Annotated in this window: 16 protein-coding genes; 7 read left to right on the forward strand and 9 right to left on the reverse strand. The window is 62.1% G+C overall.

The features are described 5' to 3' along the window. The 6 genes from ACTHLA_RS09630 to ACTHLA_RS09655 form a co-directional block, all read right to left on the reverse strand. Entirely contained in the window at window positions 1-372 is a 372-nt protein-coding gene (locus tag ACTHLA_RS09630; protein WP_440187988.1) for an STAS/SEC14 domain-containing protein, read from the reverse strand. 326 nt (window positions 373-698) lie between these two features. Beyond that, window positions 699-4,340 (reverse strand): TonB-dependent receptor, encoded by a 3,642-nt coding sequence (locus ACTHLA_RS09635; RefSeq protein WP_440187990.1) that lies wholly within the window; start codon window positions 4,338-4,340, stop codon window positions 699-701. Window positions 4,341-5,203: 863 nt separating this feature from the next. Continuing rightward, the gene (locus ACTHLA_RS09640) at window positions 5,204-5,968 is read right to left on the reverse strand and encodes a FadR/GntR family transcriptional regulator (RefSeq protein WP_440187993.1); all 765 of its coding nucleotides are present in this window, start codon (window positions 5,966-5,968) and stop codon (window positions 5,204-5,206) included. Window positions 5,969-6,112: 144 nt separating this feature from the next. Continuing rightward, window positions 6,113-8,446: a glycoside hydrolase family 31 protein gene (locus ACTHLA_RS09645; RefSeq protein WP_440187996.1), complete on the reverse strand. Its 2,334-nt coding sequence runs from the start codon at window positions 8,444-8,446 to the stop codon at window positions 6,113-6,115. 155 nt (window positions 8,447-8,601) lie between these two features. After that, complete coding sequence (locus ACTHLA_RS09650) at window positions 8,602-9,816, reverse strand: sensor histidine kinase (protein ID WP_440187999.1); 1,215 nt, start codon at window positions 9,814-9,816, stop codon at window positions 8,602-8,604. Continuing rightward, a complete protein-coding gene (locus tag ACTHLA_RS09655; protein WP_440188002.1) occupies window positions 9,806-10,372 on the reverse strand; it encodes a response regulator transcription factor in 567 nt (188 codons plus the stop codon). The genes ACTHLA_RS09650 and ACTHLA_RS09655 overlap by 11 nt, the downstream gene beginning before the upstream one ends. A 204-nt stretch (window positions 10,373-10,576) precedes the next feature. Between ACTHLA_RS09655 and ACTHLA_RS09660 the strand changes: the two genes are divergently transcribed. The 3 genes from ACTHLA_RS09660 to ACTHLA_RS09670 are packed head-to-tail and all read left to right on the forward strand — an operon-like array spanning window position 10,577 to window position 14,928. Further along, complete coding sequence (locus ACTHLA_RS09660; RefSeq protein WP_440188005.1) at window positions 10,577-11,794, forward strand: efflux RND transporter periplasmic adaptor subunit; 1,218 nt, start codon at window positions 10,577-10,579, stop codon at window positions 11,792-11,794. Then, entirely contained in the window at window positions 11,791-12,471 is a 681-nt protein-coding gene (locus ACTHLA_RS09665) for an ABC transporter ATP-binding protein (protein WP_440188008.1), read from the forward strand. The genes ACTHLA_RS09660 and ACTHLA_RS09665 overlap by 4 nt, the downstream gene beginning before the upstream one ends. A gap of 12 nt (window positions 12,472-12,483) precedes the next feature. Further along, window positions 12,484-14,928: an ABC transporter permease gene (locus ACTHLA_RS09670; protein ID WP_440188011.1), complete on the forward strand. Its 2,445-nt coding sequence runs from the start codon at window positions 12,484-12,486 to the stop codon at window positions 14,926-14,928. 3 nt (window positions 14,929-14,931) lie between these two features. On the opposite strand, the gene ACTHLA_RS09675 is transcribed toward ACTHLA_RS09670, so the two are convergent. The 3 genes from ACTHLA_RS09675 to ACTHLA_RS09685 form a co-directional block, all read right to left on the reverse strand. Beyond that, a complete protein-coding gene (locus tag ACTHLA_RS09675; RefSeq protein ID WP_440188014.1) occupies window positions 14,932-16,314 on the reverse strand; it encodes a GGDEF domain-containing protein in 1,383 nt (460 codons plus the stop codon). Window positions 16,315-16,405: 91 nt separating this feature from the next. Next, window positions 16,406-17,056 carry a response regulator gene (locus ACTHLA_RS09680; RefSeq protein ID WP_440188017.1) on the reverse strand — a complete coding sequence of 217 codons (651 nt, stop codon included), beginning with the start codon at window positions 17,054-17,056 and terminating at the stop codon, window positions 16,406-16,408. Beyond that, window positions 17,053-18,288, reverse strand: a complete 1,236-nt coding sequence (locus ACTHLA_RS09685) for a TadE/TadG family type IV pilus assembly protein (protein WP_440188020.1) — start codon at window positions 18,286-18,288, stop codon at window positions 17,053-17,055. Before ACTHLA_RS09685 ends, ACTHLA_RS09680 begins: the two co-directional genes overlap by 4 nt. Window positions 18,289-18,412: 124 nt before the next feature. Between ACTHLA_RS09685 and ACTHLA_RS09690 the strand changes: the two genes are divergently transcribed. From ACTHLA_RS09690 to ACTHLA_RS09705, 4 genes are all read left to right on the forward strand, one after another. Beyond that, window positions 18,413-21,829 (forward strand): EAL domain-containing protein, encoded by a 3,417-nt coding sequence (locus tag ACTHLA_RS09690; RefSeq protein ID WP_440188023.1) that lies wholly within the window; start codon window positions 18,413-18,415, stop codon window positions 21,827-21,829. A gap of 76 nt (window positions 21,830-21,905) precedes the next feature. Beyond that, window positions 21,906-23,786, forward strand: a complete 1,881-nt coding sequence (locus ACTHLA_RS09695) for a glycoside hydrolase family 15 protein (RefSeq protein WP_440188026.1) — start codon at window positions 21,906-21,908, stop codon at window positions 23,784-23,786. Then, window positions 23,783-24,274, forward strand: a complete 492-nt coding sequence (locus ACTHLA_RS09700) for a hypothetical protein (RefSeq protein ID WP_440188029.1) — start codon at window positions 23,783-23,785, stop codon at window positions 24,272-24,274. Before ACTHLA_RS09695 ends, ACTHLA_RS09700 begins: the two co-directional genes overlap by 4 nt. A gap of 11 nt (window positions 24,275-24,285) precedes the next feature. After that, window positions 24,286-25,248, forward strand: a complete 963-nt coding sequence (locus tag ACTHLA_RS09705) for an SDR family oxidoreductase (protein WP_440188032.1) — start codon at window positions 24,286-24,288, stop codon at window positions 25,246-25,248. The last annotated feature ends 14 nt before the right edge of the window (window positions 25,249-25,262 follow it).

The following is a 25,262-nucleotide window of genomic DNA, read 5'->3' on the forward strand; positions in this document are numbered from 1 at the left end:
TTAGTCCTGCTCCGTCCCGATCCAGAGCCGCGCCGAGCTTGCGTCTTTCACATCGAAAAGTCTGACCGGGCAAGGACATAGTAGTCGAAACGCGGTGACGGCGTTGCGGATCCAGCCGACGTCGCTGACGATAGCGACGCGGGAAAACTGGAAATAGTGACGCAGGCCCAGAACAGCGTCTTCGCCCATGGCGCCCAGACTGTAGCCGGTGAAATCCGGCGCCGTTTCATAATAGAGCGCGACCTTGCCGCCTTTCGTCAGTGCGGCGTCGACCGCCGGAATGAAGACATCTTCATAGTCGCTCTTGCTGGCTTCGCCGCTGAAACGCACGGCGACCACGTCGTCGGGAAAGTTCGCAAGATGTTCGATCATGGCCATATCTCAGGCCCCGGCCCGGCGACACTGTGCGCCTATGGCCGCCGGTTTACAAGCCCATGAAAAAGCCGGTCGGGTGAACGACCGGCGAGGGAGACGACTAACTGAATAAATTCTACAATTTATTCAATAAGATAATATATTGTAATCGGTTTCAGGGTCGTGGCAATAATGCCACATTCCGTAAGCTTGTCTGTTGGTTTGAACGCGTGACTTATTCGTGTTGCGCCGACGAAATGTCTGACAAGAATTCGACATGTGATGACAAAAAGCCGCCGCTCCGAAGGGCGGCGGCTTCATGCCGTCATGAGAGTGTGGCGGACTTAGTGGCGATAGGTGAAGCCCATCTCCCAGCGCGTTCCGCCATAGGTCAGGAATTCGACGCTAGGCGTACCGTCCGAGAAGGCGCCGTACTGGCCCTGATTACGAGCCGAAGTGGTGTCGTGGGCGATATTGCGGCCCGACAGGAACAGCTCAACCTGCTTGTTGATCTTATAGTTGACCTTCAGATCGAGATACTTCAGGCGCTCGCGATAGTTCGGGAAGCCGGGATTGAACGGAACGCGGACCTTTTGCGCGCCTTCCAGACCGACGCCGGGAACGTCGTTGATCGCGTTCGAGCCACAGGACGAGATACATTCAAAGTACGCATCGCGATCCTGGTAGGCAAGCCGCACGTTCAGCTTGCCATCGTCATACCAGAGCGACAGGTTCTCGAAGTAGCTGGCCTGGTTCTTCGGCGGCAACAGGTCGCCGGAGAGCTGTTCGACCGCCGCCGTATAGTTGGCGAAGCCGAGCTTGGAGTAGTTGAAGTCGACGCCGGTGTACTTCAGATACCAGGGCAGGTAGGTGAAGGCCATCTTGGTCGAGAATTCCAGACCGCGTTGCAGGCCGGACGGACCGTTGACATAGGTCGGGTAGGTGAAGTCCACGCCCGCCAGCGACTTGCCGGTCAGGGGATCGACCGGCGGCTGCGACGAACCGGCGAACAGGTTGCCGCTGACGCCATTGCCGGCGATCGGCCCGCCGATGATCACGTTGTTGTAGTAGTAGCCCAGCGAGAACATGGTGTCCTTGTTGACGTACCACTCGACGCTTTCATTGTGGTTGATCGCCTTATAGGGGCGCAGGGCCGGATTGCCGACCCGACCGCAGCTCGGATCTTCAGCCTGACCGGTCGGGCTGTTTTGCGCTGTGGCGTAGCGGTCGTCGATCTGACAGGTGCCCGAAGGCAGCATCTGATTAACGGACGGGCGGGCGATGACGTGGCCGGAATAGTAGCGCAGCACCACCTTGTTGCCGAACCACAGGTTCAGATTGTAGCTGGGCGTCCAGTCTTCGGTCTGGCCGTTGATCGTGGTGTTCATGGTCACAGACGTGCCCGGACCCTGCACATTATGAAGCACCGGATCGTAATCCGAAGCCAGCTCATAGTGGGTGAAGGTCATGACGCCTGTCGCATTGGTCGTGGTCTTGACGTAGCGGTTGCCGACATTGCCGTTGAAGCGCATGCCCCACCACGGCAGGGGCTGGTCGAAATCGAACATCAGATAGAAGGCCTGAGTCTGTTCGCGATAGGCCGAATGCGGCTGCTCATAGACCTTGCCGTCGCTGCCGGTGCAGGTCTTCATGCAGTCGTAATTATAGGCCGATGTGTCAAAGGCCGAGGCCAGCTTCTGCACGTCGAGAATCGGGAAGGAGGACAGGATGTCGCCCTTTTGCGGATAATCGCCGAAGAAGTTGGACTTGGTCGACAGGGCCGGGCCGATGATGGCGGCCAGTTGGTCGGGCGTGAGCGTCGCGACGAAGGCGGGCGTCGTCGGGTTGGCGACCGGGATGTTGTTGGACAGGGTCACGCCATTGACCTGACCGTAGCCGCAGGGCTGGGTCGAGGTGTCTGTCGGCATGCACGAGCGGTAATAGGAGGTGAGGGCGTTTGTCTGTACAACCACAGGGGCGACATAGTTCGCACCGCCGACGACGCCGCTTCCCGGCTTGACGGTATAGCCGCCGTAACCATAGCCCGAACCTGTATGGGTGCGGAACTGGAAGCCGCCCTGCACGTCCTGCAGGAAGGGGATGCGCCCTTCGAAATTGTAGGTGATGTCCGACTTCACCATGGTTTCGCGGTCATGCTGCATGATCGGACGCCAGGTCAGCGAGAAGTTGGGTCCCCACTGCGCCTGCTCGGCCACCGTGTAGGCCGGAACGCCCGCCGTGACCGTGCCGGGGTTCACGGCCTTCAGATTTTTGACCTGAGTGTAAACTTGCGAATAGTTGTTCGGGTCGTAGAAGTCGACGCCGGACGGCAGGTCATAGGTCCAAAGACCTGACGGCGTGACATGCGCCGTCACATCGCCATAGGTATAGTTGACCGAAGAGCGCAACTGAGCGCGATGGAAGTCCGACATGGCGTCAGACAGAACGCTGTCGACCTTCCATGGCCCGTGCCGCCAGTTGGCGCCGAGCTGCACGTTCATGGTCTTGACGGCCTGGTAATATTGCACTGCGTCAACGCCGATATTGCCATCGTTCAACGTCATAGAGGTGACGTGGTGGCTGTCATCCACGGTGGCGTTTACGATATCGGTGACGACGTCGCCGCCCACGCCGTTGGAATAGACGCCATATGGGGTTGTAATATTGCCGATCCCGTCAAGAACGGTATGCGGCGTGGTCACAAAGTTCTCGTTGCGCGGGATTGTGTTCTGGGTCTGCATGGCCGCTGTATTGAAGCCCGGGCTGCCCAGATTGAGCGTGTAATCCTTATTGTTTTCATTGCGGTTGGCGGTGGCCGCTTTGAAGTAGATGGTGGTGTCGTCGTTCAGCTTATAGTCAAAGCGGATGTCGGCGGCCAGGCGACGCTCAAAATAGGTGTGCGACAGAAGCCGGATCAGCGACGGCGTATAGTCGTTCCACTGATTCAGGCACGATTGCAGCTCATAGCCCGCTTCCTTGGCGGCGTTTGAGGTGCCGCTGCCCGTCGGGACGGGGAAGGCGGCCAGACAGTCCTGCGGAGTCTGCGCGTTGGCCGACTTGGTGATGACGTCCAGCATGGAGTTGGACGAATTGGCCAGGGGGGCGTTGACGCCGCCAATGCCAGCCGACACGGCGGGATTATAGGTAAAGGTCTTCTCCGGCGACTGGTCGAGATCGACATTGCGATAATAACCCGCGGAACCGGAGGTGTTGGGCTGTTCAGAATCGGCGGTGTTGGAGATTTCCGAATAGTTGATGTTGGCGATGACGCCGAGGCGTCCATCGAGGAATTTGCGCGCCATGATGGCGCTCCAGGCGGGCGTCCACTTCTTGTCCAGCGTGTTCATCGACTGGCTGGCGCGGAACTGGAAATAGGGCTTCTTGAAGTCGAGGCCAGTGCGGGTGTTGATGTGGATCGAACCGCCGAGCGAACCTTCGGTCATGGCCGCCGTCGTGCCCTTGACCACATCGAGGCTCTTGACGATGTCGGACGGGATTTCACGCAAATCCGCGCCGCGCGCGTCGCCTCCGCCGCTGACCAGACCGCCGGACGTGTTCATCACGCCGACGCCGTCCAGTTCGACACGGTTGTTTTCCGCCGACTGGCCGCGGACGGTCACGCTCTGGCCTTCGCCGAAGTCGCCGCGGTCAAGCTGGATGCCGGCGATGCGCGAAATGGCTTCATCGACGTTCTGGTCGGGAAATGAGCCGATGTCTTCGGCGACAATGGAGTCGGTCGCCGTCTTGGCGCGCTTCTTACGGTCGATCGCCGACTGCTGCGAAGCGCGCGTGCCGGTGACGATGACGAGGGTGGTGTCGTCGTTCGAGGTCTTGGCCTTGCCCGGAGTTTGGGCCGGGGGCTGGCTCTGGGCGTCCGTGGTTTGCGCACTGGCCAGACCAGCGCCTGCGAACAGCGCCACCAGGGCCAGGGCCGTGCCGCTGGTCAGATAGCGGCGCATGGCCTGCGTTCGTAAAGTAGTGTTCATTCAGTTCCTCCTGGGCGCGATTTCACGCTTTATGGCTTTACAGAACCCCGCTGTGGCGGCGGCGATGACGGGCCGCTCGGCTCAACAGATGCGCAAATGGTCGGGCCAGTTATCCGTTTTGCAGGTTTCGGACAGTGACGACGCCAGAGCAGCGCATGAAGCCGCGCGGATATGAATCCGTGCCAGACCACTTTTGAATGATCGAAAATGACATATCAAGCCTCTTTGCGCATAAATGCGCATAAAGCGCCCGAAAATAGTCGTTTATGATGCCCATTTGTGACATATATGATACTTTTTCACGGCGATGCCATAAGGCGAAGCGGCGTGAGCGGGGGCGTGTTTCCGATTCTCTAATTACATTTAACACATTTGTCTTTTATATAAGTACTATTCGGATAAAAATTAAAATAGTACAGCATAATAGATATAAAAACTTCAAAAGTGATGCGTTATAATTAATCGTTAATAGTCATTTATCATTTTTATAACACTAAAATATTAAGTTATATCCTACTGATGCCAATTACGTATTTGATGGTTACAAAATTAAGAATTTGTTTCTGCGTCAGTTCGCATAATTTAGAGCCTTGAGGCGATTATGGCCTTGACTTGACTCAAACGATCATAAACAATCAAAACGTCGGGCAAGTGGTCGGGCCGCTTAAGCGCTAAGCGTCCGTCTTGCTCATCAGCTTCAGTCCCGCTCGAGGGGGCTGGGTTGAACTGTCTGATACTTTTTTCTCCAAGACAACCGACTTCAAAAGCCGGCGCCGAGTATGGGCGTCGGCTTTTTTTTACGCGTATGGAGACGTGTCGGAGGCGACGGTCGCAGCCGGATTGGAGATGGTCGATATGTCGGTTCAGGAAGCGGTGCGGCTGGCCCAGCTATCGCGCTTGCTGCGCAACTGGCTGCGCAGGGTTTCAATTTCCGCCATTTCGGTGGCTTCCAGCACATAATCCCGCACGCATTCCATATGTTCGCGCATGGCGCGACGCGCGGCGGCGGGATCGTGCGCGCGGATGGCCTCCAGAATGGGCCTGTGTTCGCGAATACGCGCCTCAAGGCCGGAATCGTGCGCGCGGCTGATAATCGTCGCCGCCAGCGGCGAGGCGGCGCGCAGGTTCCACAGATTGCGCACCGTCTCGATCAGGGCGCCATTTTCGGTAATGCGCGCGATCAGCAGGTGGAATTCGCGGTCGGCCTGTTCAGCCGCGGCGGCAGGGCCCGCCTCCATAATGCGCACGAGCTCGGTCAGTTGCTCGATGTCCTTGTCCGTGGCGACGCGCGCGGCAATGGCGGCGGTCTCGCTTTCGATCACCATGCGCGCCTCGATCAGTTCGAAGGCGCCGACATTCAGATCCTGAGCGGCCTGGGCGGTGTTCGGCTTTATGCCTTCACCGGTGATATAGACGCCGGAACCGTGCCGGACCTCGACGACGCCGAGCATTTCAAGCGCAATGATCGCTTCCCGAATGGTTGTGCGGCTGGCGTCCATGCTGTCAGCCAGATCGCGCTCGCCCGGCAGCTTGCCGCCGACCTTGTAGGCGCCATCGCGGATGGCGCGGATAATTTCCTCGGCGACGCGGCGGTAGAGCCGTTTGCGCTTATCGGTGTCATGAATCATGGCGGATCGGCGTGCGGATGCAAGAGTTAGGGATTAAACACCGACAAGGCGCGAATCCGTCGCCAATTTTACCATAAAGATGCGCAGGTAAGAAATGCGCGTTTTAAGTCAGTCCGGGCGACTTTCGCCGCCCGGATACGCGTGTCAACGGCCCATAACCTTCACGAGGCCTGTCGCGGTCTTGGCCAGGGCGCCGGTGGCGGACAGTTTGCCCGACGCGTCGTCCCAGGTCAGTTGCGAGCTTGTTGCGCCCTTGCCGGTCTCGTAATCATAGGTGTGGCCGTCGTCGTCATAGAGGCTGAAGGCTCCGTTCGCGCCCGGATAGACCTTGAGGGCCGTAATGGTCTGCTTCGTGGCCGTGGATGGAATGTCCGAGCCGAAGGGCACAATGGAGCCCGCCCTGACGAAGAGCGGAATCTGGTCGATCGGGGCGGCGGTCTTGACCCACTGGCCGCCGGTCAGTTTTTCGTTGGTCCAGTAATTGTACCAGTCGGCTCCGGCGGGCAGATAGACATCCTTCTGCGTCTGGCCCTGCTGCGTGACGGGCGCGACGAGGAAGGCCGGGCCGAACATATATTCCGTGCCGATGTCTGAGACCTTCGGATCGTTCGGGAAGTCCATCCACAGGGCGCGCATGAAGGGGGCGCCCGTGTCGTAGGTGTGCTTGGCGCTGGAATAGATGTACGGGATCAGCTCGTAGCGCAGCTTGTCATATTTGGCCATGATGCTTTCGGCCGCGTGGCCGTAGGCCCAGATTTCGGTGTGCTTACGGCTGCCGTGGAGGCGCAAGGTGGGCAGGAAGGTTCCGTACTCGAACCAGCGCGTCAGCAGTTCCGGGTATTCGCTGTCCTTGCCGATGACATCTTCCGCCCCGGTTGGATCAACCAGCAGTGGCTTAGTCGCGCTGGAGGTCGCAGGCAGGCTCTGCCAGCCGCCGATATCATTGCCCCAGTAGGCGATGCCCGACGCCGTCATGTTCAGCCCGGTCGGAATCTGACGCCTCAGAGCCTCCCAGGTGGCGTCAACGTCAGACGACCAGAAGAGCGCGCCGGTGCGCTGCGAGCCGAGATAGGCGGCGCGCGCCAGGATCAGGACGCGCTTGTTCGGCTTCCACGCGCGCATGCCGTCGGCCACGCCCTCGACATGCAGAAGCGGGAAAACATTGTGATAGCGGTCGCCCGAACCGATCGAGAAGAAATAGCCGTCCGGCACCAGATCAGGCTCAGTCTCGTCCAGCCACGGATAGTCGTAACCATGGCTGAGGATATTGTCGCGGGCATGGTCCCAGAACCATTTGCGCGCATCCGGATTGGTGGCGTCGATCAGCGCGCCCGTGCGATCAGAGCGGAAAGGCAGGCCATCGACAGGGTTTCCGTCCTTGTCCTTGAGGAAATAACCCTTGGCGGCCAGTTCGTTATAATAGCGGCCTGAGGTTTCGAAACGCGGCCAGATCGAGATGATCGACTGAAGGCCCATATCGTGCAGCTCTTTGTTCATCGCGTCGGGATCGGGGAACTGCGCCGGGTCGATGTCCATCTGGCCCATGCGCGTCCAGTAGAACCAGTCCTGCACCATGATGTCGAGCGGATAGCCCTTCTGGCGATAGGTGTTGGCGACGCGTAAAATCTCGGCCTGGCTGTCGTAGCGCGCCTTGGACTGGATCAGACCGAAGGCGGACTTGGGCGGGATCGGCGTCTTGCCGGTGACGCGCGCATAAGCCGAATAGATTTCTTCGGGCGTATCGCCGACGACGACGAAGAAGGAAACGCGCTCGCCGACATTGGATTGGAACTTGGTCGCGCCATTTATGCCCGCGACAAAGCGCGTGTCGGACGGATTGTCCCAGATGATCCCATACCCCTTGGACGACACCATGAAGGGCACGCAGACCGTCTCGCCCGCCGGCGCGTCGTACCAGTGCTTGCAGTCGATCACCCGCCCGCGCAGATCAAGTGGACCTAAGGATTGCTGGTTCTGGCCCATGCCGTAATAATGCTCATCGGCGGGCGCGCTGAAATCAGCGCCGACCTGATAGGTGTGTTCGCCATTGACGTCGTGCGGCGCCATCTCCCAGCCGGTCATGTTGAGGATCGTCTCGCCTTTGGCGTTCATCACCTGTAGCCCGACCGGGGCGAGGGAGGGGGCGAAATACTTCTCGCCCTGGCTCGGCACATGCGGCGGCGGCGCGGCGTTGATGTGAAGCGTCAATGCGTTCGACGCGAAGGTGTCGCCATTGGCGTCGCTGGTTTCCTTGAAGCCCGCATTATCGGCGTGGTCGGCTAATATGCCGTAGCCAGGGCCATTGAGCGCCTCGTCCTTGTCGGCGGCGATGGTGACGTGGATCACATTCGGGCCATAGGCCTCAACGCTGACCCATGCGCCATTTCTGTCCAGTGTGGTGATCGGCGCGGCGTGCGCAGCGGCGGCCAGCGCAAGTGAGGAGGCCAGCCCGAGCAGGGCGGATTTTAGGTGACGCAAGGTTCTTCTCCCGCTGATAGCGTTATCATTTTGACCGCAAACTAGCTGCGTGCGGCAGGCCGTCAAGAGATTTATAGTACAAGCGCCAATATTCGAAAAATCATTTCAAGAGTGAAAGTGGGTCCAGGCTGAGATTTCAAATCTGAGCCGGACCATCACGTCAGGATGCGCACATCCAGCTCAAAACAGGCCCCGCTCAAATCGTCCGGCGCGCGCTCGAAACACAGGCGCAGGCCGGATCCGTGCCCTTGCGCGATCTGGCGCGCCAGACTGAGGCCGACGCCGGTGCCCGTCGCCTTGGTGGTGTAGAAGGGCAGGAAGACCTGGGCCGCCTGATCGGGCGCAATGCCGGGACCGGAATCCTGCACGCGCAAACGCAGGCGCTCACCGTCCGCCGTTACCTTCAGCCGCACCTTAGGGTCAGGCCGCTCCAGCGCCGCCTGTGCGGCGTTATTGAGCAGATTGCCGACGCACAGCCACATCTGATCCTCGTCCATCATCGCGCGCAGATTGGGTTCGGCGCGCACCTCAAGATCGACGCCACGCTCGCGCCATTGCGCCATGAAGCTTTCGCGCATAACGTCCAGCCACGGATCGAGGTCCGCCGCCGTCAGCTCCGGCGGCGGCAGCCGCGTCAGGGCGCGATAGGCGTTGATGAAGTGGGTCAGGCCGTCGGTGCGCGCGACGACCCGCTCCAGCGCCCGGATCGCCTGCGCGTCAGCGTTCTCGCCGCCATCTTTGAGAATATCGAGCGCTGACCGGCTCATAGACGCCACCGGCGTCAGGGCGTTCATCAGCTCGTGGTTCAGCACGCGCAAAAGGTCGCGCAACGCCGTCGCTTCGGCGGCGCGCACCTCAGCGGATATGTCGGTCATCACCATCAGTTCGGATACGTCGTCGCGCGTCTCAATGCGGGCGCGCTCCAGCGCATAGGCCGCGCCGCGCCATTGCACCTGATTTTCCGTTCCGTTCAACTCGCCGCTGTCGCCGAGCAACTGGCGTTTCAGCGTCACCGGCAAGGCGTAGCTGACGCCGAACAATTGCCTGGCGGCGCGGTTGACCGCTATGACCTGCCCGTCGGACGGACGCAGCAGCAAGGGCGATGGCGTCTGGTCGAGAAGCATCTGCAAACGGCGGCGGCTCAGTTCGGCGGTATAGATGGCGCCCGCCGATGAATTGCGGCGCAGGAAGTCGCGCCCCAGCCGCACAAAAGTGGTCGTCGCGCCAAAACTGGCCATGAACATAGCGGCCAGCATGCACAGGGTCGCCGTCGCCAAAAGCCCGTGCAGCATGGCGACCACGGCCAGCGCGCCTGCGATGAAGACGCCGGTCTGCGCGCTTAAGGTCAGGAGCAGGCGTCTATAGTCCATGCTTTTCCATACGCCGGTAAAGCGCCGCCCGCGTCAGGCCCAGATCCTTTGCGGCCTGCGAGATGTTGAACTGATGTCGCTCCAGAGCGAGCCGGATCAGGTCGCGCTCGGAGCGTTCCAGATTGAGGTCGCGCGGCGGCGGGGCCGCGACCGCGCGCGGATGTTCGATGGCGGCGCGCAGGCTTGCAAGCAGCCGGTCATTGTTCCACGGTTTGACCACGAAGTCCTGCGCGCCGATGCGCATGGCCTCGATGGCGATGTTCATGCCGGAATGGCCGGTGACGACCACGACCGGAATATGCGGCCTGTCCGCCATGTGCCGGCGCAGAAAGGCCAGCCCGGCCTCGCCGGAGGTGTCGCCGCGCCGAAAGTTGAGGTCGAGCAGCAGCGCTTCGAAATCGTGCGCGGCCAGTAAGGTCTCGGCCTCTTCGGGCGATTGGGCGGCCTTCATTACGAAGCCATGCCGCGTCAGAACCAGCTCCGCCGCCGCCAGAACGTCGCTGTCGTCGTCCAGAAACAGGGCGCTTAAAGGTTCGGACGAGGCGGTTTCCGGCATGTTCGATTTCGGACAGTTCAGAGGGCGAGACCAAGCCTATTTAGACGTAAATCGCAATAAAAGGCAAATATATTTAGGAGGTTATGTCTCTTGAAAAGAGCATGCTAGTCTGATGGCATGGATAGTGACGCCTCAACCTCCAGCCCTGCCGCGCGCATGGATCGCCGTCTCGCCCGCCCATGGTGGCGGCGTCGGCCCATCCTGATGGCTGCCTTCGTCATCGCCCTTCTTGCGGCGGGCGGCGCGGCCTTTCTTATCCTGCCGCCGCCAGGCACGATGACGACCGAACTGGCTTCGGTGGATTCCGGCGAGGTCGTCAAAGGGCCGTTTCAGGACTATGTCCCCTTGCGCGCCAGCGTCGCGCCGCTCGACATCACCTATATCACCGCCGTCGCGGGCGGGCAGGTGGCGGGGCTGAGCGCGCAGGACGGGGACATGGTCGCCGCCGGTCAGGAGCTGGCGCGGCTCGACAATCCTAATCTCAGCCTGCAGGTCGCCTCGCAGGAGGCCGATGTGTCGGGTCGTCTCAGCGACACGAACAACCAGCTCATGACCCTGCGCACCAATGAAGCCGAGCGCGATCAGGCGCTGGCCGATGCGCAATATGCGCTGCATAAGGCGCAGGAAAACCTGCAAAGATACCAGCGTCTGCGCGAACAGGGCGTGGCCAATGACGCCAATGTCAAACCCTATGCCGATGAAGCCGATTATCAGCGCGCGCGCGTTGCGTCGCTTGAAAAGGCGCAAGGCTCGGACGCCAGCTTCTTCGCCGGTCAGCGCCAGCAGATCGACGCTTCGGCGCAGGATCTGCGCCGGTCGCTGGCGGCGGTGCGGCGTGGGCTTGACGCTCTGACCCTGCGCGCGCCGATCGCGGGACGGCTGACCGGTTTCGACCTCAAGCCCGGACAGGCGGTCAAGGCGGGCGACGCGCTGGGCGAGGTCGATTCCGAAGGTCAGTGGAAACTGTCGGCGGAGGTCGATGAATTCTACCTCACGCGCCTAAGCCCCGGCCTGAGCGCCACGGCCAATGTGCATGGTCAAAACGTATCGGTGCGCATCAGCAAGATCTATCCGCAGGTGCATGACGGCCACATCACGGTCGAACTTCAATTCGACGGCCTGATGCCCGCCGATCTCAAGCGCGGCGAGGCCATCGACGTGCGCCTGTCGCTGGGCAAGACCAGTCAGGCCCTGCTGGCGCCGTCGGGATCGTGGCTCAATGACAGCAACGGAACCTACGCCTTCGTGCTGGACGCTTCCGGCAAGCGCGCCGACCGCCGCGCCATTACGACGGGGCGGCGCAATCCCGACTATGTCGAGGTCCTGAGCGGCCTCAAACCCGGCGAACGCATCGTGACCTCATCGCTGGCCGCCTATGCAAAAGCCCAACATCTTCGTTTCACCAAAAGCGAGTCGCAATGATCAAGCTGCAGAACATCACCCGCCTTTACCGTTCGGACGAGATCGAGACGACCGCCCTGCACGACATCAACCTGTCGATCGGGCGCGGCGAATTTGTCGCCATTATGGGGCCGTCGGGTTGTGGCAAGTCCACGCTTCTGAATATCTTGGGCACGATCGACCGACCGACCTCCGGCGCCTATCTGTTCGACGGCGCGGATCTTGCGAAGATGAGCGAGGTCAAACTGGCCCAGCACCGCGCCCGGCATCTGGGCTTTATCTTCCAGAGCTTCAATCTGGTCGATGATCTGACCATTTTTGAGAATATCGAACTGGGTCTTCTCTACCGCGGCGACTTCAAGGGCTCGCGCCGCAAGGCGGTCGAGGCGGCGATGGATCGCGTCGGCATCGCGCATCGCGCGCGCCATTATCCGCATCAGCTCTCCGGCGGTCAGCAGCAGCGCGCCGCCATCGCCCGCGCCATTGTCGGCAATCCCGACCTGATCTTGGCCGACGAGCCGACAGGCAATCTCGACACCGAAAACGGCGCGCAGGTCATGGACATCCTTCACGGTCTGAACAAGGCGGGCGCGACCATTATCATGGTCACCCATTCGCCGAGCCATGCCGATCAGGCCACGCGGCGCGTCGATATTCTCGACGGCCAGCTCGTCTCGTCCGTCGCGCAAGTCCTTTAAGGAGGCGATCTAATGTTCCGATCCGCCTTCACCGCCTTCTTCCGGTCGTTCACGCGCCATCCGCTGTATGGCCTTTTGAACCTGCTCGGCCTGTCCTTCGGCATCGCCGTCTTTATCACGCTCAGCCTGTTCTACCGCTTTGAGAACAGCTATGAGACCTGGTCGCCGGAGCGCGACAATGTCTATGTGATGGGCGTGCGCTATCACTTCCCCGGCTTTCCCGACAATGTGAACTTCGGTTCGATGGGCGGGCTGCTGGAAGAAATGAAGACTGCCTGGCCTCAGATCGACGGGACGCGCGACTGGCCCAACTCCGCCATTGTTCATCGCGGCGCCGAGGTCACGAGCGAAAGCCTTGAACTGGTCGATCCGAACTTCCTGACCTTTTTCAAGGTTCCGCTGCTGGCGGGCGATGCGGCGACGGCGCTCGCCGATCCGTCGCGCGTTGTCTTAAGCGAAAAAATCGCGCGCAAATATTTCGGCACGACCAATGTGGTCGGTCGGACAATCTCCCTGTCCGATGACGAAGGCTTGAAAAGCTATACGATCAGCGCCGTCATCAAGGATCTGCCCAAGAACAGCGACATGCAGTTCGACATGTTAAAGGCGATCACGCCGCAACGCGAGGCGATGAATCCCGACACCTGGCATCATTGGGGTTCGGCGCAGCTCAACACCTATCTGAAATTCAAAACGCCCGCAGAAGCCGACGCCTTCGCCGCGCAATTTCCCGCCTTCACCGACCGCCAGGTCGGCAAGACGTTCGGCGACGATGTGAAGCCGCACAACATCCTGGAATTGCGCCTGATCCCGCTCAAGGATGGCCACCTGTTCGAGCCGAAATACAAGGCGGCGGTCGTGTCACTGGGGCTGGTCGGCGTCGTGGCGCTGGTTCTGGCCCTGATCAACTATGTCAATCTGGCGACAGCGCGGGCGGGCCTCAGGGCGCGCGAGGTCGCCGTGCGCAAGACGCTGGGCGCGCCGCCGTCCAGCCTGCGCGCCCAGTTCCTGATCGAGGCCTTGCTGACCCTGCTGCTGGCCTTTCTGATCGCCCTTTCCGCAGTGGAGTTGAGCCTGCCGCTGATCAATGCGGCTGGCGGACTGTCGCTCATGCTCGATTACCGCGCTGACGCGGCGTGGCTGGGCGGCGTTCTGGCCTGCGTGTTGCTGGCGGGCCTTTTGGCGGCGCTGTACCCGTCCTTTGTGCTGGCGGGGTTCAAACCGGCGCAGGTGCTGGCCTCCAGCCGCACGCCGGGCGGCGGACGCATGGCGGGCGTCCTGCGCACAGGTCTGGCTATGATCCAGTTCACGGCGGTGGCGGTCGCCTTCATCCTGATGAGCGGTTTTGTGCTGCAAATCCATCATATCGAGACCGCCGATGTCGGGTTTCAGCGCAGCAATCTGATGATCGTCAATTCGATCCGCGACAATGCGGTCAGCCAGGCGCAGCGCGACGCCTTCGTCACCGCAGCCAAAGCGCTTCCGGGCGTCGCTTACGCCACTATCGCCAATGCGATTCCAGGCGATTCAGGCACGTCGAACAGCTCCAATATCGTCCGTCCCGGTCAGACCGAGAACATCAACCGGTCACCCACGGTCAACTGGTCAATTGTCGGTCCCGACTACTTCCAGCTTCTCGGCGCAAAACTGCTGGCGGGGCGCTGGTTCGACCCGTCGCGCGGCGAGGATCAGAAATGGAACGGCCCCGACGACGCCAAGGACCGCATGACCAGCATTATCCTCAGCCGCAGGGCGGTGCGCGACATGGGCTACGCTTCGCCGCAGGCCGCCGTCGGCCAAACGGCGCGCTTTAACGACCATCAGGTGCGCATTATCGGCGTGGTCGAGGATATGCGCTTTTACAGCCCCAATGACGCCATCCCGCCCAAGCTCTATCTGTTTGACGCCCACGCCTCCTATGCGGTCGTCGGCATGGTGCGTTATCAGGGTAAAACGGCGGCGCAGATGCGCGCAGCCTTGCGCAAGGTCTGGCGGCAGATCGCCCCGGACGTGCCGTTCGATGTGACCAGCGCGGCGGAGAATCTCGACAAATATTATAAGCCGGTGCGCGACCGCAGCCACCTGTTCAGCCTCGGCGCCGGGATCGCCGCTCTGATCGGCTGTATCGGCCTCTATGGCATGGCCGCGTTCAATACGGGACGGCGCGTGCGCGAGATCGGCGTGCGCAAGGTGCTGGGCGCCTCGCGCGGTCGGGTCGTCAAGCTGCTGCTGCGCCAGTTCCTGACGCCGGTGCTGATCGCCAGCCTGATCGCGTGGCCACTGGGCTGGCTGGCCCTGCAACGCTGGCTGTCGCAGTTCGACGACGCAATCGCCATGCCGTTATGGATCTTCCCGGCGGCGTCGGCGGCGGCGCTGATCATTGCTCTGGTCACTGTCGCCGGCGTCGCCTTCGCCGCCGCCAGCGTCGAGCCGGGCAAGGCGCTGCGTCATGAATAAAGATCAGCCGGACTGACGACGGCTTCGCGCCAGGGTTTCGGTCTTTGCATCGGCGGCTTCCAGCCGGTACATTCGACAGGCGTTGCGACCCTCGGCCTTGGCCGCATACAGCGCCTTATCCGCACAGGCCGTCATATGCGTCAGTTCGTGCGCAGCGCCCTGCGCCCAGTGGACGCCGAAACTGGCGGTCACGCGCCCGACCCCGCTGAAATCGTGGTCCTGCACGCACTGGCGCAGCTTTTCCGCAATAACCTGCGCGCCGCGCCGGGTCACGTCGGCGCAGACAAGAAGGAATTCCTCGCCGCCCCACCGCGCGGCGATGTCCACAGAGCGAACATTATCGGCAAGAATCGTCGCGAAGTCGCTCAACACATGGTCGCCCGCCTTGTGGCCGTATTGGTCGTTCAGCGCCTTGAAATGGTCGATGTCGATCATGATGATGGCGAGGGCGAAGGCGCGCGAGCGGCGGCGGATCAGCGCGTCGAATTTTTCCGTCAGCCCACGGCGGTTGAGCAATCCGGTCAGGTGATCGCGCCGCGCCGCTTCCTGCGCCTCCTGTAGCGCCAGGGCTTCAAGGCGCCTGCGATCGCTGAGGGCGCGTCGCAGATTGCCGATGCGGTAACCGAGATAAAGCAGAATGATGACGCTCCAGACGCCCAGCAGCAGGGAGTACCATTCTGCCTCGCTCATGATCGCTGTGCGGATGGTGAGGCTGCGCACGGCAAAACTGTGCGGACCGGGGGCGGCTTCCGAACCGGTTTCAATGATCAGCGAGGTGATGTCATTGAACTGCGGTCGCCCAAATTGTGGCGGCAGCTTACGCTTGCGCAGCCACCAGTCGGCGACGCCGAAATCATCGCGTGTAAAGCTGACGCTCTGTTCACGCCCCGGCGTGGTGTCGGCCTCAACGCGCAGATATTGCGGCGTCTCATCGTCCGCGCGGTCGGCGTAACGCGGATCGAAGTTTTTCAGATGCACCCGGAAAGAGGTGGCGGCGCCCTGATAGAGCAAGGTGACGCGCATGAATTTCATGTTGCGCAGATCAAGCCCATGCAGTCCGCGCTTACGGTCGAGAAACAGCTCATAGCCGCAATAGGGATAGGGATTGACGCTGCCCAGATCGCACCGCCAGCTCATGGGGCCAAGGCCCTGAACCGTCGTCGATCCGCCTGCGTCCGCATCAGAAAAATAAAGCTGGCTCATCGCTGCAGCGGATTGCGGCGTGTAACGATAGGTCCGGTCCAGCAGGGCGTCGCGCCAGATCACCGCGCCTGCTGTCAGCAGCAGCAGGCCAAGCAGCATGGCTTCAAAGCCGATATGCGGGGTTAAGGCGCGCAGACGGCGGACGGCGTCGATAAGAGGAGAGGGGAGCCTAAATTTACGCAAGGCGTTACATTCCAGATCGGGAGTCGGAAGAACGACGTTACCGTCAAAACCTTAAAATGACTGTGAAGTCTTAAGCTTAACGCCGTTAATATTATGACGTAGAGCGTCGCCCGGCTTCAGCCATGTCGTCATGCACGCGTGTCAGGTCCACCGTCGCCTTGGCGATCTGCGTCAGACTGCCTTGAATGCGCGCATCGTTGGTCGCCTGTTCAATCGTTTCGACGGCGTTGAGCATGGCGTCGAGCGGGGCGATGAGCTTCTGTTGCGACAGACGTAATATCCGCGCCTTCAGGTCCGCTTCGCGGCGCGCCTTATCCAGCTCGCGCCGCACCTCGGCCTCGGCGCGCGAAGAGCGCAGCACATAGGCCAGTTGATGCAGGAGAAGCCGCCAGTTCAAAGGCTTGACCACAAACGAGGTGGCGCCCAGGGCAAAAGCGCGATCGACGGCGGCCATGTCCTCGCGCCCGGTCACCACCACGATCGGCAGATGCTTGAGCGCCTCGTCCCAACGGATGCGCTCGATCAGCTCGAAACCGTTCATCACCGGCATGTCGAGATCAACCAGGGCCAGATCGACCCCGCCGAGGCCAAGCCGCTCCCAGGCCTGCGCGCCATCCTCTGCGACCTCGACCGCAACGTCCGGCGAAGACAGATGTACGACCGCGAATTCGCGCAGGATCGGGTCGTCGTCGGCGACCAGCAGCCGCGTGCGGCCCATATCCACAAAAGCCAACTCCGTCATTGCGTCAGCACCGGGGTTTTGGACGGGCCGACGCCCTGTGGCACGGGCACGCCCGAACCGGCATAGTTGCTGTTGATCACCAGAACCGGATTCTGCCGCAGGGTGATCGACCTGGCGACGATCACGCTCCAGGCTGAATCCTGCGCGACGCTGCCGCCCGTGTCGACCACGAGTTGCGCGCCAGGAATATAGATCGTTCCCAGCAACTGGCTGACCCTGCCCGAAGCGATGGTGAAGACGCCGTGATTGTCGCGTGAGGTGGCGATCAGGAAGCCCGCCATCGGCCCCGAGCGCCGCGCCGTCAGCCGCACCGTCGCCTGCTGCGAAAAGTTGAACACGTTCAGCCCGCCGAAAACAAGATCGACATCGTCGCCCTCAAGGCGTGAATTGCCCGTCATGATCACGGGCGCGAAGAAATAATGATCGCCCGGCTCCAGGTGCAGGACGCCTGAACCGAGCACGGTGATCGGCAGACAATGCAGGCCCGGCGGCAGATCCATCGTCCCGGCGCCGAGATGGATCGGCAGCACAGGCCCGGCAAGCTGGCAGGTCTTTTTCGTCAGGCTGAGATCGAGGTTTGCAAAAGGATCGTCTATGCGCAGCGCCCCGTCCTGCCCGGTCGGTTCCACCGGGCCGGAAATGCTGCCCACGGCCTGCACCAGATCGGCCTTGATCAGGCCGCCGCTGGAGACGTTGATGTCGGCATTGGCGTGAACCGCGCAGCCGCCCGCGCGGATCTGGCCGGTTTGTCGGACGTTGATGCCGCCGCGATCGTCGGTTTGCAACACGCATAAAGGTGTGCGCTGCATGGTTCTGGCGGTTGCGGTGACGCGAATGAGGCGCGCCTGCGTTCCCAGAAGACCCGTCAGGGGTTTGTAATGCGCTTCGCCTTCAACGGTGACGCTGCTTCTAGCGTCGCCGATGCTGGCGGTGAACTCCGACACGCTCCTTTCGTGCTGATTGTCCATGGTCTGGCTGGCGACAGACATCGCCGTCGCCGTGATGGCGCTGTCGCCGCCGGTTGTGGCGGCGATGGCCAGTTGCCGGGCGCCGGATAAGGCGCCGGCGTCCGCCGCGGCCTGCAAATGGTCGCGTACGCCGGACATGTCCATATACTCCAACGCGGCGAAGGCGCCCATCAGCAGCGGGATGCTGGCAAGGGCGAACGTCATCAAGACATTGCCGCGTTCCGAGCGGTAATATTTACCCAGGAACTTCATAAGGTCATACATTCTGCACTGTCTTCACGGTATCGGAGAGATTTTAACATTCCTTTATTAGACTCATGATGTTTAAATTCATGACTGTTGTGAAAACGCGCTTCTTTTGACTCAGGGATCCATACAAAAACGTCTTATGCGCCTTGTGTTGGGCAGCGTTTTGCTGTCCACCGCGCCGGTGGCGGCGCTTTTGTGCGCGCATGAGGCGGGGCGCGAGGCCCAGGCGCGCTGGAGCGTGATGAAGACCGCCGCCGATGTGCTGGCTTCATCGGCGCAGGACGCCGTGCGTCAGGACGATCCGCATGGCGCCTTCATCGCTCTGCGCGCCGTGCGGCGGACGCCGGGCGTGGTGTATGCGCGCATCGAGGACGCCCACGGGCGCGTCTTGTCGGAAACGGGCGCGGGAGCGCGGTTGCAAAGCGATGTGACGCTTAAGGCCGATGGCGCGCAACCGGGCCTGATGGCGCTTGTCGCTACGCGCACGCTAGAGGTTCATGCGCCGGTGATGGAGGCTGACCACAGGATTGGCGAGGTCGTCGTTGTGCATCGCGCCCAGGGGCTTGGCCGCGATCTGCTGGCGGCGCTGGGCGGCGTTTTCGCCCTGGCGGCACTGGCCCTGGCGGGAGCGCTGATGATTGCGCAGCGGCTGCAGCGCGCCCTCACTCAGCCTCTGGCCGATCTGAGCGCCTCGGTAGCCGCCATCACGCAGGATCATGACTATTCGCGCCATGTGGTTCGCCAGAGCGATGACGAGGTTGGCCGTCTCGTCACCGGCTTTAACGCCATGCTCGACGCCATTCGCAGCCGCGATCAGCGCATTGAGGCGCAGGTGAGGGGCCTCGAAGCCGAGGTCGCGGCGCGCACGCAGGACTATATGACGGCGCGTGATCAGGCCTTAAGCGCCAACGCCGCCAAGTCGGACTTCCTCGCCACGATGAGCCATGAAATCCGTACGCCCATGAACGGTGTGATGGTCATGGCGGAGCTGCTCGCGGCGGAAAACCTGCCATCGCGGGCCAGACGTTTCGCCGACACGATTGCGCGTTCGGGACGCAATCTGCTGGCGGTGATCAACGATATTCTCGACTTCTCCAAGATCGAGGCGGGCAAGCTGGAGGTCGAAACCTGCGAGGTCGATCTCCCGGAGCTGATCGACGACGTAATCGGGCTTTTTGCGGCGCGAGCGAAAGAGAAGGGCCTGGAACTGGCCGCCCACTACGATCCGCGCGCGCCGCGACTTGCGCCCGCCGATCCGGTGCGGCTGGGCCAGGTCGTGTCCAACCTTGTGTCCAACGCCCTGAAATTTACTGAAAGCGGACATGTGCTTGTGCAGGTCGAGCCGGATACAAAGCCCGGCTTCTGGCGGCTGAAGGTCAGCGATACGGGCATCGGCATCGCCGCCGACAAGCTGAAAGGCGTTTTTACGGCCTTCACGCAGGAGGATCAGACGACGACCCGGCGGTTTGGCGGCACGGGTCTGGGCCTGTCCATCGCTAAACGGCTGGTCGAGGCGATGGGCGGCGCCATCGCGGTCACGAGCCAGCAGGGCAGGGGCTCAAGCTTTCACGTGCGTTTCCCGCTTGTCGCCGATGCGCCTTTAGCTGCGCCGCCCAACTGTCCCAAGGCCATTCAGGTGCGGTTAAGCGGCCCATTGGAGCGAAGCGTGCTCGAACAGCGCCTGCTGGCGGCGGGCGCGGATCTTGCGGCTGAAAAGCCGGATCTGATTTTGACGGACCGCTATCCTGGCGCAGGCGACGCGCCGGTCGTTTTGATCGCCGACGCCGATGAACGCGAGGCCGAAGCCCTTCTGAAGCAGGGCGCGGTCGCCGCCGTCCTGATGCGCCCTGTGCGTTTGGGCGATGTCGACCGACTGCTGCTGCGCGCCGCCAATGATGAGCCGTTGCAGGCTGCGTCTGCGCCGATCAGCGTCAGCATGGACGCCTGGCCCGATGCGCGTGTGCTGGTCGTCGATGACGCCGAGGTCAATCGCGAGGTCGCTTCGGAGGCGCTGTCGCGTTTTGGCGTATGCGCTCAGATCGCCGAAAACGGGCAGGACGCGCTCGACCGCATGCACGCTGAGCCCTTCGATCTGGTGCTTATGGACGGCTCCATGCCGGTTCTGGACGGGTTTGCGGCAAGCCGGCGCTGGCGCGCTTTCGAGACGGACGACGATCGTTCACGGACGCCGATCATCGCTCTGACCGCGCATGTGGTCGGCAAGGCCGCCGAGGCGTGGCGCGAAGCGGACATGGACGGCGTGTTGCACAAGCCGTTCACGCTCGATGATCTGGGCCAGATCTTGCGCGACTGGCTGCCCGCCGACATGCGCAGGAGCGCGACGCAGGCGGCGCCGGCTGATGATGAGCCAGCGGTCGTCGAAGACGACCTGTTCGATATGAAGACCTTTGGCGCGCTGATCGCCGGGCTTGACAAGGGGCGCGGTGACTTTGTCCGCCGTGTGATCGGCCTTTACAGCCAGCACGCGCCGGAGGCCCTGGACGGGTTGCGCGATGCGCACAGACGCGCCGACGCCGAGGGCGTCGCGGCTGCTGCGCATGCGCTGAAGTCGATGAGCTTCAATCTGGGCGCCCGCGCCGTTGGCGAGGTCGCGGCGGGGGTCGAGCGCGCCATTCGGCTGGAAAACCGCCGGGTCAGCGCTGACGAGATCACCCTTTTGGAGACGCGGCTGGAAAAAACCCTGTCTGCGCTTGCCGCCTATCTTGGCCAGCCTGTCTCCATCGCCTCAGCGTCGGCCAACCGTACGGAGACCGAGATGATGGCGTCGCTCGCCGCTGCGCTCGACGCAGATCAACTGGAGATGTGGTATCAGCCCATTTTCGACCGCACGGGCGAGCGCATCGTCTCGGCGGAGGCGCTGATCCGCTGGAACCGGGGCGGCCTGCCGCCGATCGGTCCGGGCGTCTTCATGCCGCTGGCTGAAAAGCGCGATCTGGCGCTGGGAGATGATCTGGTCTGCCGGATCGGCGCCTTTGCGCGCAGGCGGGTCATGCAGGACGCTGTGGCCTGGCCCGACATCGCGGTCGCGATCAATGTTTCCGCCAATGAACTGGGACAGGCTGATTTTACCGAACAGGTGGCGGACGCGCTGGCGCAGACGGGCTTTGACGCCAGCCGCCTTGTGCTGGAGGTCACCGAAACAGCCTTCCTGGGAGAGCCGGAGCGCATCCGCGCCTTATTCGCCGAGCTGCACGGGCTTGGCCTGAAGCTGGCGCTCGACGATTTCGGCGTCGGCTATTCGTCCCTGACCGCGCTGCACCGTTTTTCGTTCGACAAGATCAAGATCGACCAAGAATTCGTCATGGCGCTGGACGGCGAACGGCAATCCGCTTTGGAGGCTCTGGCGATCATTCAGGCCGTGACCGGCATTGGCCGGGTTTTCGGCATGACCGTGGTGGCCGAGGGCGTGGAGACCAGAAGCCAGCACATGCACCTGAAGGCCTGCGGCGTGCATCAGTTGCAGGGCTATCTCTTCGGCAAGCCGATGCCCGCCAAGGCGTTCGCCGCCCTGATGGCTCAGGTAAGCGCCGCCTGATCCTGACCTGAATTTATGTTGGTTTGGGCGGTCTTCTGATCGAAATCTTATGCTGGCCCGGCCTATCTAGGTCGCCATGACACGGCGGACCGACTTACAGGCGCAGGCCGACCTTAGCGACTACGCCATGATTGGCGACTGCCGCGCCGCCGCCATGGTTTCGCGCTTCGGCTCGATAGACTGGCTGTGCCTGCCGGATTTCGCTTCCGATGCGGTATTTTCCCGACTTATCGACGAAAATGGCGGGTTTTTCTCGATTTTTGTACGCGGCCTCACCCACGCCACCCGCCAGTACCGCCCGGACACCGCCGTTCTGGAAACGACGCTGACCAGTAATGACGGCGCCATACGCATCACGGACGCGATGCCAGTCCTGCCCGATGCGCGGCATGCAACGCAACTGGCGCCCTTGCGCGAGGCGCTGCGCCGCATCGAGGTCATCGACGGCGCGCCGGAGATCGAGGTCACCCTTGACCTGCGCGCCGATTATGGCCGCCGCCGCGCGCGCTTTCGCCCTCGCGGCAAGCTCGGCTGGGCCTGGAATGACGGCGACGCCCTGTTCAACCTGATCAGCGATTTTCCGCTTGAGGATGGCGGCGTCCTGCATGGCCGTCAGCGCGCCGACAAAGGCCAGGTCTTCACCCTGTCCCTGACCTATGAGCGCGCCGGACCCGGCGTCCTTCTGCCACTCGGCGCCGAGGCAGAGGCGCGGCTGACGGCGACCGAAGGCTGGTGGAAGCGGTGGGCCGGTCAAATTCAGTACAGCGGCCAGCGCCGCGAGCCGGTGATCCGCAGCGCGATCACCTTACGCATGATGACGGCGACCCAATCGGGCGCCTTGCTGGCCGCCGTGACGACCTCGTTGCCGGAAAAGCCGCAGGGCTGGATGAACTGGGACTATCGCTATTGCTGGCCGCGCGACGCAAGCCTGACCCTCTCGGCCTTTATGGATATTGGATTGCATAAGGAGGCCGACGCCTTTTTCGACTGGCTGATGCTGGCCGCCAACACGACGCGGCCGCGTCTGAAGATCATGTACGACGCCTTTGGACGGCATCGTATCTATGAAAGGAAACTCAAATCTCTGAGCGGCTATCGCGGCGCGCAGCCTGTGCGCGTCGGCAACGCCCTGACCGGGCAGGTGCAGCATGACGTCTATGGCGAGGTCATGATGGCGGTCGAGATCTGGGTGCGCCAGTTCGGTCGTCCCGAAGCCGCCGCGCTCGACCTGATACGGGGCTTTGGCGAGGCGGTGAAGCAGACCTGGCGCGAGCCTGATAACGGCATCTGGGAAATCCGCGATCAGCGCCGCCATTACACCTATTCCAAGGTCATGGCCTGGTACGTCTTCGACAGCCTGATCCGACTGCACGCGCAGATGGGGCTGGATATTCCGGTCGAGGACTATACGCATGAACGTGACGCCTTGCGCGACGCGATTGAGACGCAAGGCGTCGATAAGGCGCGCGGCTGCTATGTCGGGGTCTTCGGCGAAACGACGCTTGACGCCTCGCTGCTCTTGCTGCCGCGCACCGGCTACGTCGCCTACGATGACCCCAAAATGGCCGCCACATGGGAGGCGATGCAGGCGGATATGGCGGAGAATGGCCTGATTCTGCGCTATCCGCCGGGCTTTGGCGGCAGTCAGAAGGGCGAGGGCGCCTTTGTCATCTGCAATTTCTGGGCGGTCGATTACCTGACGGGCGCGAAGCGCTTTGGCGAGGCCGGTCAGCGGCTGGAGCGGCTGTTAAGCTTCGCCAATGATGTCGGTCTCTACAACGAAGGGGTGGACGCCGCGACCGGCGCGCCGCTCGGCAACATGCCCCAGGCTTTTTCCCATGCCGGCCTGATCAATTCGATCATGATGCTGGAGAAAGGCGCTGGTCAGCGGGGTGGGCAGAATGGGGGCCAGAACGGGGATCAGCGCGACGGCGCATCGGGAAGCGAGGCGGCATGATGGCGCAGGTTCTGCATCATATGGACTGGCTTTTGCTGTGGGGTCTGATCGCCACCTGCGTCATGGCGGCGGCGCAGGAGGGGACGCAGCATTTTGGCCTGTCGCGCATCAGCTTTCCGTTCCTGCTCGGCGCCTTTTTCACAGGCAATCGTCGTCACGCCGAGGCGATCGGGTTTGTGATCTATTTGCTGGGCGGCTTCGTCTTCGCCTTTGGCTATGGCTGTCTGTTTGAAAGCCTGCACCGGGCGAACGGCTGGATCGGCGCGCTGGCGGGCCTGGCGCAGGGTCTGGTCATGCTGCTCATTGTCCTCCCCGCCCTGCCGTCCTTTCATCCGCGCATGGCCAGCCCGCACGACGGGCCGGAAGCCGCGCGCCGCATCGAGCCGCCGGGTTTTCTGGCTCTGCATTACGGGGCGCGCGCGCCGCTGATTCACCTTTTGGGCCAGGTTCTGTTCGGTCTGATTTTGGGACTTACCTATCCGCTGTAAGGAGCTGCGTCATGCCAAAGCAAGCTAATGATCTTAAACGTAAAACTGTCGTCGTCACCGGCGCATCCGCAGGCTTAGGCCGCGCCATCGCCGTCGCCTTTGCGCGCGAAGGCTGTCATGTCGGCCTGATCGCGCGTTCGGAAGAGGGGCTTAAATCCGCCGCAGCCGAGGCGCTGGCGGCCGGCGAGGGCGCGGTTGTCTGGGCCGTGGCGGACACCGCTGACCCCGAGGCTTTGGGCAAGGCCGCAGTCGATCTTGAAGCGCAGCTCGGCCCCATCGACATCTGGGTCAATAACGCCATGGAGACGATCTTCTCGCGCGTCGCCGACATTACGCCCGACGAGTTCCGCCGCGTCACCGAGGTCACCTATCTCGGTTTCGTCTATGGCACGATGGAGGCGCTGAAACGGATGATCGCGCGCGGGCAGGGGACGATCATTCAGGTCGGCTCGGCGCTCGCCTATCGCTCGATCCCGCTGCAATCGGCCTATTGCGGCGCCAAGGCGGCGATCCGCGGCTTTACCGACTCTTTGCGCTGCGAGCTGATTCACAACCATCGCGGCGTGAAGCTTTCCATGGTGCATATGCCCGCCATGAACACGCCGCAGTTTTCCTGGGCGCGCACCCATGTGCCGCACCAGCCGCAGCCGGTGGGCAAGATTTTTCAGCCTGAGGTCGGCGCCGACGCCGTGGTTCACGCCGCCCGCTATCCCAAACGCGAATACTTCGTCGGCGCCTCGACCATCGAAGCGGTGCTGGGCACGAAGGTGCTTCCCGGCTTCATGGACCATAAGATGGCGAAGATGAGCTATGAGGGCCAGTACGCCAGCCCGGCCCCGATACCGACGCGCGCGGGCAATCTGATGACGCCCGCCGCCGCCGGTCTGCACACCACCCACGGTCAGTTCGACGACAAGGCCGTCGACCATTCGACCGCGTGGAGCCTCACCAAATGGCTCAGCCGCTGGATTTAAACCGATCCTTACCT

The sequence above is a fragment of the Asticcacaulis sp. genome (assembly GCF_051956075.1).
Taxonomy (GTDB): Bacteria; Pseudomonadota; Alphaproteobacteria; order Caulobacterales; family Caulobacteraceae; genus Asticcacaulis.

Excerpts from the sequence above, each read along its gene's own strand:
- ACTHLA_RS09630 (WP_440187988.1), bottom strand. The coding sequence starts at position 372 with ATGATCGAACATCTTGCGAACTTTCCCGACGACGTGGTCGCCGTGCGT.
- ACTHLA_RS09635 (WP_440187990.1), bottom strand. The coding sequence starts at position 4,340 with ATGAACACTACTTTACGAACGCAGGCCATGCGCCGCTATCTGACCAGC.
- ACTHLA_RS09640 (WP_440187993.1), bottom strand. The coding sequence starts at position 5,968 with ATGATTCATGACACCGATAAGCGCAAACGGCTCTACCGCCGCGTCGCC.
- ACTHLA_RS09650 (WP_440187999.1), bottom strand. The coding sequence starts at position 9,816 with ATGGACTATAGACGCCTGCTCCTGACCTTAAGCGCGCAGACCGGCGTC.
- ACTHLA_RS09655 (WP_440188002.1), bottom strand. The coding sequence starts at position 10,372 with ATGCCGGAAACCGCCTCGTCCGAACCTTTAAGCGCCCTGTTTCTGGAC.
- ACTHLA_RS09660 (WP_440188005.1), top strand. The coding sequence starts at position 10,577 with ATGGCTGCCTTCGTCATCGCCCTTCTTGCGGCGGGCGGCGCGGCCTTT.
- ACTHLA_RS09665 (WP_440188008.1), top strand. The coding sequence starts at position 11,791 with ATGATCAAGCTGCAGAACATCACCCGCCTTTACCGTTCGGACGAGATC.
- ACTHLA_RS09670 (WP_440188011.1), top strand. The coding sequence starts at position 12,484 with ATGTTCCGATCCGCCTTCACCGCCTTCTTCCGGTCGTTCACGCGCCAT.
- ACTHLA_RS09680 (WP_440188017.1), bottom strand. The coding sequence starts at position 17,056 with ATGACGGAGTTGGCTTTTGTGGATATGGGCCGCACGCGGCTGCTGGTC.
- ACTHLA_RS09685 (WP_440188020.1), bottom strand. The coding sequence starts at position 18,288 with ATGTATGACCTTATGAAGTTCCTGGGTAAATATTACCGCTCGGAACGC.
- ACTHLA_RS09690 (WP_440188023.1), top strand. The coding sequence starts at position 18,413 with ATGCGCCTTGTGTTGGGCAGCGTTTTGCTGTCCACCGCGCCGGTGGCG.
- ACTHLA_RS09695 (WP_440188026.1), top strand. The coding sequence starts at position 21,906 with ATGACACGGCGGACCGACTTACAGGCGCAGGCCGACCTTAGCGACTAC.
- ACTHLA_RS09700 (WP_440188029.1), top strand. The coding sequence starts at position 23,783 with ATGATGGCGCAGGTTCTGCATCATATGGACTGGCTTTTGCTGTGGGGT.
- ACTHLA_RS09705 (WP_440188032.1), top strand. The coding sequence starts at position 24,286 with ATGCCAAAGCAAGCTAATGATCTTAAACGTAAAACTGTCGTCGTCACC.